This window comes from Adhaeribacter arboris (genome assembly GCF_003023845.1).
GTDB lineage: Bacteria > Bacteroidota > Bacteroidia > Cytophagales > Hymenobacteraceae > Adhaeribacter > Adhaeribacter arboris.
On the sequence record NZ_PYFT01000001.1, the window covers coordinates 6507122 to 6520421 of the forward strand.

General features: G+C 40.9%; 15 protein-coding genes. 5 read left to right on the top strand and 10 right to left on the bottom strand.

Translation table 11 applies throughout. The features are described from left to right. The first annotated feature begins 7 nt into the window (after window positions 1–7). The 3 genes from AHMF7605_RS26320 (at window position 8) to AHMF7605_RS26330 (ending at window position 1903) form a co-directional block, all read left to right on the top strand. Complete coding sequence (locus AHMF7605_RS26320; protein WP_106932926.1) at window positions 8–658, top strand: HD domain-containing protein; 651 nt, start codon at window positions 8–10, stop codon at window positions 656–658. 298 nt (window positions 659–956) lie between these two features. Then, the gene (locus AHMF7605_RS26325) at window positions 957–1352 is read left to right on the top strand and encodes a Crp/Fnr family transcriptional regulator (protein WP_317046563.1); all 396 of its coding nucleotides are present in this window, start codon (window positions 957–959) and stop codon (window positions 1350–1352) included. Window positions 1353–1444: 92 nt separating this feature from the next. After that, the gene (locus tag AHMF7605_RS26330) at window positions 1445–1903 is read left to right on the top strand and encodes an SRPBCC family protein (protein WP_106932928.1); all 459 of its coding nucleotides are present in this window, start codon (window positions 1445–1447) and stop codon (window positions 1901–1903) included. Window positions 1904–1965: 62 nt separating this feature from the next. Here AHMF7605_RS26330 and AHMF7605_RS26335 read toward each other — a convergent pair whose 3' ends face one another. The 6 genes from AHMF7605_RS26335 to AHMF7605_RS26360 all read right to left on the bottom strand — a co-directional run bounded on the left by AHMF7605_RS26335 (window position 1966) and on the right by AHMF7605_RS26360 (window position 8549). Then, window positions 1966–2553 (bottom strand): inorganic diphosphatase, encoded by a 588-nt coding sequence (locus tag AHMF7605_RS26335; RefSeq protein ID WP_106932929.1) that lies wholly within the window; start codon window positions 2551–2553, stop codon window positions 1966–1968. Further along, entirely contained in the window at window positions 2550–5534 is a 2985-nt protein-coding gene (locus tag AHMF7605_RS26340) for a M1 family metallopeptidase (protein WP_106932930.1), read from the bottom strand. The genes AHMF7605_RS26335 and AHMF7605_RS26340 overlap by 4 nt, the downstream gene beginning before the upstream one ends. Before the next feature lie 68 nt (window positions 5535–5602). Further along, window positions 5603–6130, bottom strand: a complete 528-nt coding sequence (locus AHMF7605_RS26345) for a GNAT family N-acetyltransferase (RefSeq protein ID WP_106932931.1) — start codon at window positions 6128–6130, stop codon at window positions 5603–5605. Between the two features lie 188 nt (window positions 6131–6318). Next, the gene (locus AHMF7605_RS26350; protein WP_106932932.1) at window positions 6319–6978 is read right to left on the bottom strand and encodes a 3-keto-disaccharide hydrolase; all 660 of its coding nucleotides are present in this window, start codon (window positions 6976–6978) and stop codon (window positions 6319–6321) included. A gap of 148 nt (window positions 6979–7126) precedes the next feature. Continuing rightward, window positions 7127–8083: a cation diffusion facilitator family transporter gene (locus tag AHMF7605_RS26355; protein ID WP_106932933.1), complete on the bottom strand. Its 957-nt coding sequence runs from the start codon at window positions 8081–8083 to the stop codon at window positions 7127–7129. Beyond that, window positions 8070–8549, bottom strand: coding sequence for a transporter substrate-binding domain-containing protein (locus AHMF7605_RS26360; protein ID WP_106932934.1), 480 nt, complete (start codon window positions 8547–8549; stop codon window positions 8070–8072). Before AHMF7605_RS26360 ends, AHMF7605_RS26355 begins: the two co-directional genes overlap by 14 nt. Window positions 8550–8943: 394 nt before the next feature. On the opposite strand from AHMF7605_RS26360, the gene AHMF7605_RS26365 reads away from it, so the two are divergent. Beyond that, entirely contained in the window at window positions 8944–9312 is a 369-nt protein-coding gene (locus AHMF7605_RS26365; protein WP_106932935.1) for a cupin domain-containing protein, read from the top strand. A 150-nt stretch (window positions 9313–9462) separates the two neighbouring features. Here the strand turns inward: AHMF7605_RS26365 and AHMF7605_RS26370 are convergent, their stop codons facing one another. Both AHMF7605_RS26370 and AHMF7605_RS26375 read right to left on the bottom strand, forming a co-directional pair. Continuing rightward, entirely contained in the window at window positions 9463–9756 is a 294-nt protein-coding gene (locus tag AHMF7605_RS26370; RefSeq protein WP_106932936.1) for a hypothetical protein, read from the bottom strand. A 141-nt stretch (window positions 9757–9897) separates the two neighbouring features. Next, window positions 9898–10365 carry a MaoC family dehydratase gene (locus AHMF7605_RS26375; protein WP_106932937.1) on the bottom strand — a complete coding sequence of 156 codons (468 nt, stop codon included), beginning with the start codon at window positions 10363–10365 and terminating at the stop codon, window positions 9898–9900. 208 nt (window positions 10366–10573) lie between these two features. Between AHMF7605_RS26375 and AHMF7605_RS26380 the strand changes: the two genes are divergently transcribed. Further along, window positions 10574–10831 (top strand): hypothetical protein, encoded by a 258-nt coding sequence (locus AHMF7605_RS26380; protein ID WP_106932938.1) that lies wholly within the window; start codon window positions 10574–10576, stop codon window positions 10829–10831. A gap of 218 nt (window positions 10832–11049) precedes the next feature. Here AHMF7605_RS26380 and AHMF7605_RS26385 read toward each other — a convergent pair whose 3' ends face one another. After that, complete coding sequence (locus AHMF7605_RS26385) at window positions 11050–12006, bottom strand: nitrilase family protein (protein ID WP_106932939.1); 957 nt, start codon at window positions 12004–12006, stop codon at window positions 11050–11052. 40 nt (window positions 12007–12046) lie between these two features. Next, on the bottom strand, window positions 12047–13108 hold the full coding sequence (locus tag AHMF7605_RS26390) for an NAD(P)H-dependent flavin oxidoreductase (protein ID WP_106932940.1): 1062 nt from the start codon (window positions 13106–13108) through the stop codon (window positions 12047–12049). Between the last annotated feature and the right edge of the window lie 192 nt (window positions 13109–13300).

Here is a 13300-nt window from a genome sequence, read left to right on the forward strand (position 1 = left end):
AAAGATTATGGTAGTAAAAAATCCGAAGGTTGTTGCTGGTATACAAATTCCTGACAGCACGATAGCCACTCAGGCTACCGAATTATTGTTCGAACATGGTAAGGAATTTCTTTATAATCATTCCTTACGCGCTTTTTTATTCGCTTCTTTGCAGGGGCAGCAAAATAAAATTCTCTACGATCCTGAACTCCTGTTTGTAAGCGCAGTTTTTCATGACCTGGGACTCACACCGCATTACAGCAGTCCGGATAAGAGGTTTGAAGTAGACGGAGCCAATGCCGCCCGCGATTTCTTGAAGAGTCATGGACTTTCACAACCGGCGCTTCAGTTGGTCTGGGACTCGGTTGCCTTACATACCACGCCGGGCATTGCTGAATTTAAAGAAGCGGAAGTGGCTTTATTAAATTTTGGAGTAGCATTGGATGTGGTTGGTAGAGGTTATGAGCATGTATCGGAAAAGCACCGGGAGGCTATTATCCAACAATTTCCCCGGACTGATTTCAAGAAAAAGGTGATACCTACTTTTTTTGAAGGCTTTAAACATAAAACGGATACCACCTATGGCAGTATTAATGCCGATATATGTGCATTTATGATTCCGCATTTTCACAGAAAAGATTTCTGCGACTCTATTTTACATTCTCCCTGGAGCGAATAGAGAAAACTTAAAAAAGGCAGGGCGTTCGGCGTTAAAAAAGTACGAAGGGTTTTATTCATCTACTATCAGCATGACAAAGGTAAGGCTCAAGAGTACAAATAACTTTCATTAATCACAGCAAATTTATGACGGAACTGGAGCAATATATTACTTCTTACTTTGGCTTAAACCATCAAGATTTAGAAAAGATTAGCCTCTCCTTTCAGCTGACTACTATAAAGAAAGGTGACTTTTTTTAAAGACCGGTCAAGTTTGTAATCAATTAGGCTTCCATAAATCCGGGTACATCCGGGTTTACGTGGCCACCCCCGAGAAAGAAGTTACGCAGTGGATTTCGACGAAAGGTTATTTTGTAACGGACCTAGCCGGAATTATATTCCATCAGCCTACCCGGTGGAATATTCAAGCGCTCACAAATTGCGAACTGTATACTATCCAAAAAACGGACTACAATAATTTAGGCCAACTAATCCCTGAATGGCACCACTTAGAAAAATTATTTATTGCGCGTTGTTTTACCTTTCTGGAAGATAGAATATTTGCCTTACTTTCTATGACCGCAGAAGAACGTTACCGGCATTTATTTAAACAAAGTCCGGAATTGTTTAACCAGGTGCCATTGCAATATTTAGCTTCGATGATGGGGATGATGCCCGAGACCTTAAGCAGGTTGAGAAAGAGAATAGTTTTTTGAATTCTTGATTTTTGTCAAGTGGAAAGATTGGTTTTTTAATGATGTTTGTTTAAGTAAATTATTTAGAAACAATTACTTAAAAGACTAACAAAATGACAGCAATCAATTGGAAAGCTCCGGTAGTATGTAGTAAAAAAATAATAGTGGAAGCTCATCCCGGGCAGGTTTGGTCCCGGTTAGCTGACATTGCTAATTGGAGCACCTGGTTAACAACCGTTAGTACCGCCCAACTGAATGGGCCATTGGAGCCGAATACTACTTTTGACTGGAAAACAGGCGGTATGAAAATTCATTCTACCTTGCATACGGTAAATCCTAATCAACAATTTGGCTGGACCGGAAAGGTTTACGGCATTTTTGCCATTCATAACTGGACTTTTAAGGCGGTAGGCGAGCACACCCAAGTAGAAGTAAGCGAAAGCATGGAAGGCCTGTTAGCGAGTCTACTACAGAATTGGTTTAATAAAACCCTGGAGCGAGATATGGCTAAATCCCTTATGTTGTTGAAAGAAGCCTGCGAAAAAGAAGTGGATTCTCTCCTTCCTTGTTAATAGCTATCCCTAGAAGGCTTAACGTTAAAAATAACTCGCGCAGCTGGATTAGTAAAAATTCTTTACCGCATTCTTCGCCTGATTAGGTCTTCGGCGTAGTGTTCGTTTTTCCAACCAAGAATACGTGCTTTCTGGCTGGGATTAGAATGGGCAAACCATTGGGTAATTATTTCTTTAATCTCCGGATATTTTCGGTTAAAGGTGGCGTAATCCGTAGCATCCATAATTTGCTGGGTGGGTTTAGCGGGTACGGCAATTACCTTGGGGTCAGGCAATCCGTCGCGCTCCAGCAATAAAATACCCAGCGGTAGCACTTCCATTACCGTTCCACTGGGTTGACTTTCAGAAAGTACCAGAATATCCAAAGGTTGTTCATCGCCGGCTCCATTGCCGGCCGTTTGGGTAGAGGGAACAAAACCGTAGTTGCCGGGATAAGGCAAATAATGAACAAATCGGTCGGTGGTATTGCTAAATTCTTGGGTTTTGGGATCGTATTTTATTAATTGATTCGTGCCGGCAGGTATTTCAATGACAGCTTGCAGGAGTTTCTTATCGGTAAAAGCGGGTAGATTTTCATAATCTGTTTTACAAGCAACTACTCCGAAAGAGAGAATTACCCAGCAAGTAAAACCAAACCGAAATCGGATCATTGTTTTAAGGTATTGGTAATAAATTGAAAAGGATTATACCCCGCTAAATTTAAAGAAAAACGGATGTTACGAGTAAAATCTTTAAAACTGGCCGGGAAATTATGGGTATAATTGCTGCCTATTACCGGAAAGTAAAACTGTAAAATCTTGCTGCCGCGCAAACTAAAACCACTGCCATAATAAAAATTGGTTTCCGAGCTTACTACTCCTGGAACGGACGAATTTGTAAAAGAGGCCAGTCCAACATCGGCATATAAACGAAAAGGAGTAACCGGTAAATCAGCGGCCAGGTTTAAAGTAGTTAACCAACGGTTAGCATATACCGGCAAGTAATTTTTAAAGGCTCCTTCTTGGTCATCCGTTTGGTGCTCAAAAGCCGCAAGGGCGTGGCTGCGTTGGGACCGATCCAGGAAAACGGTTTCCTTTTTATAATCCTGACTACCGCTCAAACCTAACCAGAATTGTTCGTAGCCGATACCTTGGGGTTTATTACCGAAAAACTTGCCCGCAAAAAACCGGGTTTGTAGTTTTTTGCCTTTGCGGTACTCGCGGTCGTATTCTAAGGTAATTTTGCCTAAAACGGGTTTATTTTCGGTAGAAACGTTTCGGTTTATAATAAATAAATCAGCTTCCGCCCGCGCTGCTATTCGGGTTACCGCGTTTTTACTGCTTATACTGTATTGCACCGATGGAATGGTATAGGCAAAGGTATACTCAAAATAATTTTCCGGCCTGTCTAATTCCACATGCTGCAGGGTGCTCACGTGAGTGGAACTAAAGCGTAATTGATTTTCCGGAGCATAGCCGCTGCTTTTTGGCAGATTAATGGTTAAAAAAGGCTCGTACTTGGTAAAGCGCTCGAACCGGGAAACCTGAAAGCCCAATATAGTACTGCCGCTTTTCTTCCGGGATAATACGTTCAAGTTGATGTTACCTATACCGTTTAATTTATTTTGCCCGAAACTATACATGGGGAAAACGGCGTAATTTACCTTTTTCTGAATAAGCGAACTGTTGTAAACGCCCAGGCCCAGCATAAATTTATCGTAAGTATTCGCGCCAATTACGGGCACGTAGTATAATTGCTTGCGATCTGGTTGTTCTATTCCGGCCAAAAATTGGAGTTTCCGTTTCTCTTGTAAGGGAAACGAACGGGTTAACTGGTACTGGTTATTGGTCCGGTTGATTTCGGGAACCACGTGTTCCGGGTCAATTATTATTTTGCTCGCTCCAGCGGCATTTTCAAAAATTAGTTGTTCGTCGTGTACCATAAGCCCGGTCCAGTGCAGTTCCAGGATTTTGTTATCCGCACTTATTGCGGCAACCGGTACCGGAACGGGAAAAGCCGAACGGTTTTGAACGGTAACTTGTAAGTTAGACCCGGAAGTAGAAACCTTGGTTACGGCTGCATCTACCGGTGAAGTAGTTTGAATTAAATTGTAAAAAAACCAATCCAATTTTTCGCCGGTTTCCTGCTCCATTATGGCTTGTAAATCTTCGGGGTAAGGATGCCGGAATTGCCATTTTTGAAAATACGCTTGTATGGCTTTATCAAATCGTTCCTGACCCAGGTAAGCCGCCAGGTATTTAAATAAAATACCTGTTTTTAAGTACACAATCGCCCCGTAATTGGTAGAGGTAAATTTTTCCGATGGATACTGCACCGGTTGATCCAAGCCCCGGCTAGCTACCATTTGATACAATAATAAATTTAAAGCATTGGCATGCACGTTTTCCAAACCGAATAGTTTTCGGAGTTTTTTATTGTTTACTAAAAATGCTAGTTGGCTATAGTTAGGATCTGCTTGTTCGGCTACCCGGAACTCGTAATACGAATTAATGCCTTCGTCCATCCAGGCGTGATTTCGTTCGTTGGTAGCCAAAATACCATAAAACCAGTTATGCCCTATTTCGTGCACAATAGCTTCCGGATCGGTAACAGTTACCATGGGGTATTCCATGCCCGATCCCGCGCTTAATGCTCCGTCTACGGCGGTGACGTGCTCGTACGGGTATTCGCCTATCCACTCCGAATAATTTTTTACCGCTTGGTTAATGTCTTTTACCCCGTTCACCCAGGTAGCAGCATTTCTATTTAAAAACAAGAGCCAGGTAGTAACTGTACGGTTTGAGTTTGGTAGGCTTACTTGGTTTTTTAAGACGTTAAAACGCTTATCGGCGAACCAGGCAAAATCATGAATGTTATCTTGTACATACCGCAAGGTTTTAGTTTCGGAAGCGGAAGCAGGAAAAGATAAATCTTGGGTAAAAGTAGTTTTAGTTGCTGTTTCGGCGGCTAAGGCGTTCATTCGGGCTTGTTCTTCGGGGTTTTGCAACACACCGGTTGCTCCCACAATGTAATTGGCCGGTAAGGTAATAGATACGTCAAATTTGCCAAATTCACTATAAAATTCACCCTGATCTAAGTAAGGCATCGGGTGCCACCCTTTTTTGTCGTATACCGCCGGCTTAGGAAACCACTGCGTTATTTGGTAAGATTGCCCCAGGTGCCCGAAGCGCGAGAAAGAACCCGGAATTTTTACGGTAAAAGGCGTGGTGATAGTAAGGCGTTCGCCCGCAGGTAGGGGAGTGTTTAAAATAAGCTTACCAATATCCGGATTTTGTTCATCGTACTCTAGTTTAACCGGTTGGCCATTCACTTTAAAATCTAAATCGGTAATGTATCCTCGCTCATTTGGGGCAGCAAAGTAAAAATCCGATTTTTTTAGTTGAAGAAGTTGCCGGGCCAGCGCCGTTTGGTTGTTTTGGTAAGCATTCGGCCATAAATGAAAGTAGATAAAGGGTAAGGCATCCGGGGAATGGTTACTGTATTCTAGTTCTTCGGTAGCCGATAAGGTATGTAACTGATCGTTGAGGGTAACGTTAATTTTGTAGTTTACTTCTTGTTGCCAATAAGCTTGCGCGAATATTTCGACCGGTACCAACCAAAAGATTATCCAAATAAATTTTTTATCATACACCTAAAGTAGCGCATCTGAAAACAATAACGGGGTAGATTAACTATAGTTTGCCTCGTTATTACTGTAAATTACTCCGTACATAACCGCGAATAAAGGGCTATGTTTATATACTTCCCGTTTTTAAATTCATAATCCCGAAAGATACCTTCTTGCTGAAAACGTAGTTTTTGCAGTAAAGCGGCCGAAGCATAATTTAAGGTTTCTACGTAAGCTTCTAAGCGGTGCAGGCGCAATTCGTTAAAAACAAAATCAAGACAAGCATCCGTGGCTTCGTACATTAATCCTTGATTCCAGTAAGCGGGCAGGAGCCAAAAACCAAGCTCGGCTTTTCCGTGCTGGCGCGAAATATTGTTAATGCCGCAGGCGCCTATTAACTCCGGGTTATTAGCCGTGCAAAGGCCCCACCAAATACCCGTTTGCTGCGCGTATAAGGCATAATACCAATTAATCTGCGCCTGAGTGGCCGCTAAAGTGTCGTAAGAAACGCCGTAATGTTTTACAACCCGCTCATCGGATAAACCATTAAATACTTGTTCAATATCGTCCTGAAGTATTTGCCGGAGCACCAGCCGTTTGGTATAAATATTTGGAAACATAGAAAGCTAAGCCTGGTAAAAAGTATGATGCATGAAAATTTAAATAGTAGCTTTTTAGTCAGCTAATAGCGTTTATTAGAAACCAAAAGAGCGGTAAAAGTCCGCTCTTTTGGTTTATTCTGGTTTTAAATTTTTACCGAGGCAACAAAGTTAGGTAAGTAGTAAAAATTTTATTTTGGTAAACAAGTTTATTCAGGCAAAGGCTTAATCATGACATCTTTAAAATAAACTTTACTGTTCGGGTCATGACCTTGCAAGGCGACAGTACCGCTGGAAAGCATTTTGCCGCCGGCGTTCTTCACGGCTACGCTATCGGGTTCGGTATAATCTACTACGGTACGGTCGTTTATTTTAATGGTAATTCTTTTTCCTTGCACCTCAATTTGCTCGGTGTACCACTCATTGTCTTTTACAATTTGTTCTTTCACATCTTGCACCGCGTACAAACTGCCGGTACGGCGCCAGTCGGTATGGGAGTTATTTACTTGTATTTCGTACCCTTTAGAGGGCCAGCCGGTATCCTGGTAAGCCGTATGAATAAACATGCCGGAATTAGAGCCGGGGGTAGTCATTACCTGAGCTTTAAAGATAAAATTTTTGAAATCGTGGTTTTGCGCCGGACCTTCGTAGAATAAATGCGCCCGGGGACCGTGTACCACAATACTACCGTTTTCGACGCTAAAAGTACTGGGGTTTTCGCTGGCTCGCCAACCGTTAAGGGTAGAGCCGTCGAACAGGCTTACCCATCCGTCTTTTTCACCTTTACTTCCTTTATTTGCAGTGGTATTGGCCCGGGAGCAGCTAAAAAGTAAAAAAATTAGCACCCATAAATTCAATAATTTTTTCATGTTTTTTTAAATTTAAGTAGTAAGTTGTCGTAGCCAGATTCACAATTTTTAAGATTTCAAAATTATTTATTATGGTTGAAAAGAAAGCAGATTTTTAAATTTTCTTTCCGCTACAAGTTCTAAAAATGGAAGAACGGTACCAATACTTTTAAGCTTCCTGCTGTGGCAGATCACTCACCAATGTAATAATAAATTCGTGGAGATGCCAGTGCATATTTTCAATTTCTTGGCGCGTATCTTCCATAGCTTGAATCAGGTTGACAGACGATACGGGCACCACAAAAGCCTCGCCGAAGTAAATATGACCATCTTCGCGTAATCGTATTTCTGCGGTTTTTACCCAGGTTTTTTGTTGCAGGTAATCTTCAATATGCTTAATAATCGGGTCGGTTTTCTGATTGTCTACCGTTTTCGGAATCTGATCAATAAGATCATAAAGAGCTTGTTTTAAGTTTTTAAAACCATCATGAATAACGTCTAACGAAATGATAGAAGCTGCCGCCGCATCCGCCCACCACCAACCAAAACCAATACCGGTAATCCCTAGAATAGCCGCAAAGCCCGTCATCCAGTCGGCTTTTTGCATTTCGGCATCGGTGTAAAGATTTTTGGAATGCAGTTTTTTAGCTATTGGCAATTTTGCCCGGCCCAGAAAAACAGCGGGCACCGAACCCCAGATTAAGGCAATCATCATTAAGTAACCCAGCCATATTTGGTGCCCAAAAATAATGACGGTTCCAATAGTGGGCCGATCACCTTTAATAAGCGTTATGCCGGAATCAATTACCAGAAAACTACCTACCGCAAAAAGCGCCAGCGAGCTACATAAATAAGCAATGGATACAGCTTTATGGTAACCGTACGGAAACTCGCCATTGGCGGGTTTAGCAACTATCCGGGAAGAAATCAGAAAAGCTACCGAAGGAGTCATACTAAGCAAATCCTCGTACCAAGCGGTTTTCATAGCTTGGGAGTTTCCCATGGTGAGGTACATGATTACCACGGTAATGGCCAGATAAATAAGAGTGAGCCATTCCAAACGTTTGGCTTTTTCAAATAAAGGCCTTAACTCAGCCGGAAATTCAAATTTTTTAATTGGCTTCATACGAGGCGGGAAGCGCGTTTAAGTGGGAGGTCTGCTGGTGTAAAAAAGTTTCCAGAGCTACAATAAAAGCATTTTCACCTTTGAGTACCGCCATTACGTGTTTTTCTTTTTGATGCTTTACGTACGGGCGCGTGAAACTTATTTTAGTTTTCCAGGTATTTTTATCGGTGAAACCTCCTATTACCAAGTACAGTTCGCGCTTTTCCAGTTTTTGAAATAAATCTTGTTCGGTATCATTCACCCAGCTAATTTTTGCTCCCTGGGTTTTAGCAAAATTTTTAATCAGTTCCACTTCCAGGCCCGTAGGTTCGGCTTTTGTTTTTACAACCCAAGGCGGATTTTCGGTGTATCCAACTAGTAAAGTGTTGTTTTTTATTTTCGTTAACGTTTCATCCGGATCTCTGGGAAAATTGTCGCAGGCCGACGTTAATAAAACCATTAACAGGAGTAAGAAAAGTAAACGCATGTAGTTTCGGGGCTCAGATAAATTAAGATAACCGGTCGCTATATACAAAATTTTATGTTAACTAATTTAAAAGAAGGCAGGTATAAAATAGTAAGCAGTTGTTCGTTGTTAGTTGCTTGTTGGTGTTACTTAAAATTTAAGATAGAGTGCTACAAGTAACTCCGTAATCTGGTATTGGGAAGAATAGAGGAGTTTAGAACCATTAATTTTGGAACTAGTAAGTACTTTGACGAAATTAGTTTAGACTACCATGTAAGCTAAATTGCTGGTTTTTAGAGATTAACTAAGCAAACAACGAGCAACTACTAACGAACAACTACTTATAATTGTGAAAGTAGAGCTGTCTTTATTCGTAAACAAAAGTTATATGTAAGCATTTTTGAAAGGTAGTTGCATGATAAAAGCATATAGAATTTATACCGGTCCGGATGGCCATACCCACGTAGAAACAGGTGTTGTTGCCGAGAATAATTTTAACGAAGCGGGGGCAATTCGCTTTAAAGAAACACCCGCTCCGGCCACTTACGACTGGCACCCGGCGCCTACTACCCAGTACGTTCTTACCATGTCGGGCACCCTAGAATTCGAGACTTTTACCGGAGAAACTTTTTTATTAAAGCCGGGCGAAGTGTTATTAGCCATGGATACCACGGGTACGGGTCACAGATGGCAGCTAATTGGAGAGGATCCCTGGATAAGAGCGTACGTACCATTTCATTCAGAAGCTGATGTGAATTTTACTCCCGATGAAGTAAATAAGTAAAATAGAGGTAAGAACTTACAGAGATTTTTAATTTTAATGCCAGAAGTATTCTTTAGTTAATTTCTTTTGATGAAAGCAAATGCGCCTATAATGAAAAAGAGGAAGCATTAGCTTCCTCTTTTTCATTATAGATATTAAATTTTCACCAGCTTATTTATCTTTTTCGTAGCCGGCTAATTTTATCATCTTATTGTAATTACCTAAAAGTAAAAAGGATGGCGCCCACTGACCAACAAATAAGGCTTCCTCATCTTTTTTCATGATTTTTAAGGTAGCAGAAACGGCCATAGAGCCTAAGGCTGCCCATAAAAATAAATCGGAAGGTAATTTAGAAGTATAATTCTCGATAGCAGCGGCTATCGGTCCTTCTTTATGTTCCGGATTAATGTTATCTGCTTTATTTTTTAAATCGGCTGCTTTGTTTTTTAAATCTTGTGTGTCCATAGTTTTATAGGTTAAAGTTGAGTTACAAGCCTAAAAACGAATTACAAGGTCTATGGTTTAAAAAAAATTACTCCTACCTTAAAAAACTTCTATAAATAGAGTCAATCATTTGCGATTCTGTGGTCGCATAAGACAAGTAGCTTATTTATTAAAATGGTACAGGAAGGTTATAATGCCCGAATAAGCCGGTTTGGGGCTATCTTTAATTTCCAGGGTTACTTCAATTTGCGCCTTGGCAATTCCGCGTAAATTTTTTAACGAAAGTAATTTGGCCCGTAAGCGAACCTGGCTATTTACGACTACGGCCTGGTTAAAGCGCAGATTTTCTATTTCGTAGTTTACCTGCATTTTTAAATTTTGAATTATAACAATTTGGTCCCACAAATAGGGGAGTAACGATACCGTAAGATAACCGTGGGCAATGGTTTTGCCGAAAGGTGAATCCGTACGGGCTCTTTCGGCATCCAAATGAATCCATTGGTAATCGAGGGTGGCCTCCGCGAATTTAGTGATTTGCTCCTGCGTAATGGTATGGTACGGCGATACGCCGAGGTCGGCCCCTTCGTATTTTTGAAATTCTTCGTAAGAGCCAATTGTTAGTTGATTCATAGGATTGCTAGATTAAAAATGTACGGGATTTTGCTTTTTTACACCTTAGCCAAGTCATTTACCTTCCTTCTTTTGTGTTTTTGTTTAAGCGGGTGCTTTAAAGTAGTGTTAATTTCGGAAATTTTCCCTGCACCTGGTATAAGTAGAACTAGATGCCTCTGGCAAGGGTTTAAATAATAGGGAATAATTAAAACCAGAACTTAAAAATATGTTAGAATATACCTTGTTCCAGCACCTTCCGTTGAGCAACCAAGTGGAGCTAGTAACCCGGCAAGGTACGGCCTTGGCGCAACGGAACCATAAAGGCTGGAACATTACTTTATACGAACTAAACAACTATTTTGTAGAACGTTGGGAAAAAAGTGGCTTAGAAATTATGGGTACCTTTAAAAAATCGGCCAGCCACCTAGCGATTTTAGAACCTTACATTGACCACCTGGAAGTTCAACCTTTTCTGGATGTTTAAACTTAAAAGCACTGGCTCGTTTTAAGAGTATTGTAATAGTAAGTTTATTTTCAACAGCCGTAAGTTTTCAGGAAATAACTGAACACAAAGGTAAATACTGTCATCTGTTACTTCCTTCCCGTTAAATTAACCTTATTCTGCCATTTAAACTTTTGTTTTTGTACCGGCGGAATATTATTAAATAAGAAAATTATCTTTCCATTTTCGGCCACAGAATACTAGTTTTCGCCCGGATTTAGCCAAACTACTTTTTGATCGGGCGTATGCGGTTGCCCAATAATATCGCGGTACAAATCGGGGCGGCGGGCTTTTTTGTAGCGATAGCCACCCGCATTTTTCAGTTTATCCGGCGTGAGCGTAGCCGTTTGAATATCGTTGCCCAGCAAGTGGCATTCGGCAATTACATCGCCGAAAGGATCAATTATCATCGAGCAACCATTTTTTAGCTGGTCATCGTCTATGCCAATGGGGTTCGAGAAAATAACGTAAACGGCATTGTCGTACGCGCGGGCCGGTAACCACTTTATCAGCCAATCGCGGCCTTTCATTCCGTTAAATTCTAACCGCAACGAGGTAGGGTCGGCTTCCCGGTTTTCCCATAATTTAACATCCACAAACCCGGCGCCAGGGCGGGTAGAAGGAGTACACATGGTAACGTGGGGCATAAAAATAATGTCGGCGCCTAATAAATTAGTAGCTCTTACATTTTCAATAATGTTGTTATCGTAGCAAATTAAAATGCCGCATTTCCAACCCAGTAAATCAAAAACGCAATAGCTATTGCCAGGAGTAATATGCGGATTGATAAAAGGATGTAATTTCCGGTATTTAGCCACCAAGCCATTTTTATCCACGCAAACATAAGCTTTGTAAATTTTATCTTCGGCATCTTTCTCAAACAGTCCGGCCAGAATAGCTATATTTAAATTTTGAGCAATTTCAGTTAATCGTTTTATACTGGGGCCAGCCGGAATAAATTCAGCTACCTCCAGCATTTGTTCTTTCGTCAGATTTCGGGCAAAAGTATACCCGGTAATGGAACATTCGTGAAAAGCAGCTACCTGAGCACCTTGGCTGGCCGCTAGGTTACTTAAACTTTCAATTACGTTTAAATTATAGATTTTGTCGCCGCTTTTATTTTCGAACTGAGCCGTGGCTATTTTTATTTTTTCCATAAACTAATTTAAGTACCAGAGAAGCTTAGTAAGCAATTTGTTAAGGTAGTGCTTCCATTTCTTTAATAAGATGAGTAAATATTTCGCCGGCGGGTTTACTTTGGGCTTTTGAGGCAGATTGTCCGGCCCAGAGTGCATTGAACTCCTTATTATCTTGTTTCTGGGCAAAGGCCCGAATAGCACTTGTAAGAGTAATTTGCCAGGGATAATCCGGAACAGGTAAATTTGAATTTTCTACTTCCGTGATAAACGTATTCCGGATACCACGCGCCCAACGTCCCGAAAACGTTTTGGTTAAAACACTATCCGTTACAGAAGCATTTTGAATGGCTTGTTTGTAAGATGTGGTGGCGGCACTTTCGTTACTAGCAATAAAGGCCGAACCAATTTGCACTCCTTGCGCGCCTAAGGTAAAAGCAGCCTTAATGGTTTTACCGTCATAAATGCCACCAGCGGCCAGGATAGGATTCTTGCAGTTTTCTGCTAATAAAGGTGTTAAGGAGAAAGAGCCAATTAAAGGCAAAGGAGAATTGTCCAGAAAAGTACCCCGATGACCGCCGGCTTCCATTCCCTGAGCTGCAATAATATTTATTCCTTTTTGTTCTAATAAGGTTGCTTCCGGTAAGGAAGTGGCCGTACCAATTAATACAGTTTCCTTTTCTTTTAACTCCTGAATAATATCATCAGTTAAAATGCCGAAGGTAAAACTAACCACGGGTATCTTCTCTTCTAAAAGAATGGCAATTTGTTCCTGATAAGAATATAAAGTAATGGAGTCTAGGTTGGGTTGGGTATATTCTATATGGTACTTAGCACAAAACTTTTCCAGAAAATGTGACATCGGTTCCATTTGCGCTGGATTTACCGGGGGGATTTGATTAGCAAAAAGATTTACGGCAAAGGGCTTACTGGTTAAAGATTTTGTTTGGCGAATGAGCGAAATTGTTTGATCGGGAGATAGGCCGCCTACGGGTAAAGAGCCTAAGCCACCGGCATTAGAAATAGCTGCTACCATGGCCGGAGTAGTAACGCCCAACATGGGCGCCTGCACAATCGGATAAGAAATTTTTAATAAGCGGGTTAACTCATTTTGCCATTCCATCAGCTTTTTAGGTTAGAATTTTAAAAAGTAGCTAAAACAAGATGAATATAAACCAATTTATTTAGTTTCCTTATCCGGATTTCATTTGGATTAACTTAATACTATTTATTTTACTCAAGAAGAACAGCTAAATTACCTACACACTTAAATAATTCTGTTTTTTTGAATTTAAGTAGATTGTTAAAATTCAGA

Bases quoted from the DNA above. Each gene is read 5' to 3' on its own strand.
- AHMF7605_RS26320 (WP_106932926.1), top strand. From the start codon at position 8: ATGGTAGTAAAAAATCCGAAGGTTGTTGCTGGTATACAAATTCCTGAC.
- AHMF7605_RS26330 (WP_106932928.1), top strand. From the start codon at position 1,445: ATGACAGCAATCAATTGGAAAGCTCCGGTAGTATGTAGTAAAAAAATA.
- AHMF7605_RS26335 (WP_106932929.1), bottom strand. From the start codon at position 2,553: ATGATCCGATTTCGGTTTGGTTTTACTTGCTGGGTAATTCTCTCTTTC.
- AHMF7605_RS26345 (WP_106932931.1), bottom strand. From the start codon at position 6,130: ATGTTTCCAAATATTTATACCAAACGGCTGGTGCTCCGGCAAATACTT.
- AHMF7605_RS26350 (WP_106932932.1), bottom strand. From the start codon at position 6,978: ATGAAAAAATTATTGAATTTATGGGTGCTAATTTTTTTACTTTTTAGC.
- AHMF7605_RS26355 (WP_106932933.1), bottom strand. From the start codon at position 8,083: ATGAAGCCAATTAAAAAATTTGAATTTCCGGCTGAGTTAAGGCCTTTA.
- AHMF7605_RS26360 (WP_106932934.1), bottom strand. From the start codon at position 8,549: ATGCGTTTACTTTTCTTACTCCTGTTAATGGTTTTATTAACGTCGGCC.
- AHMF7605_RS26365 (WP_106932935.1), top strand. From the start codon at position 8,944: ATGATAAAAGCATATAGAATTTATACCGGTCCGGATGGCCATACCCAC.
- AHMF7605_RS26370 (WP_106932936.1), bottom strand. From the start codon at position 9,756: ATGGACACACAAGATTTAAAAAACAAAGCAGCCGATTTAAAAAATAAA.
- AHMF7605_RS26375 (WP_106932937.1), bottom strand. From the start codon at position 10,365: ATGAATCAACTAACAATTGGCTCTTACGAAGAATTTCAAAAATACGAA.
- AHMF7605_RS26380 (WP_106932938.1), top strand. From the start codon at position 10,574: ATGTTAGAATATACCTTGTTCCAGCACCTTCCGTTGAGCAACCAAGTG.
- AHMF7605_RS26385 (WP_106932939.1), bottom strand. From the start codon at position 12,006: ATGGAAAAAATAAAAATAGCCACGGCTCAGTTCGAAAATAAAAGCGGC.
- AHMF7605_RS26390 (WP_106932940.1), bottom strand. From the start codon at position 13,108: ATGGAATGGCAAAATGAGTTAACCCGCTTATTAAAAATTTCTTATCCG.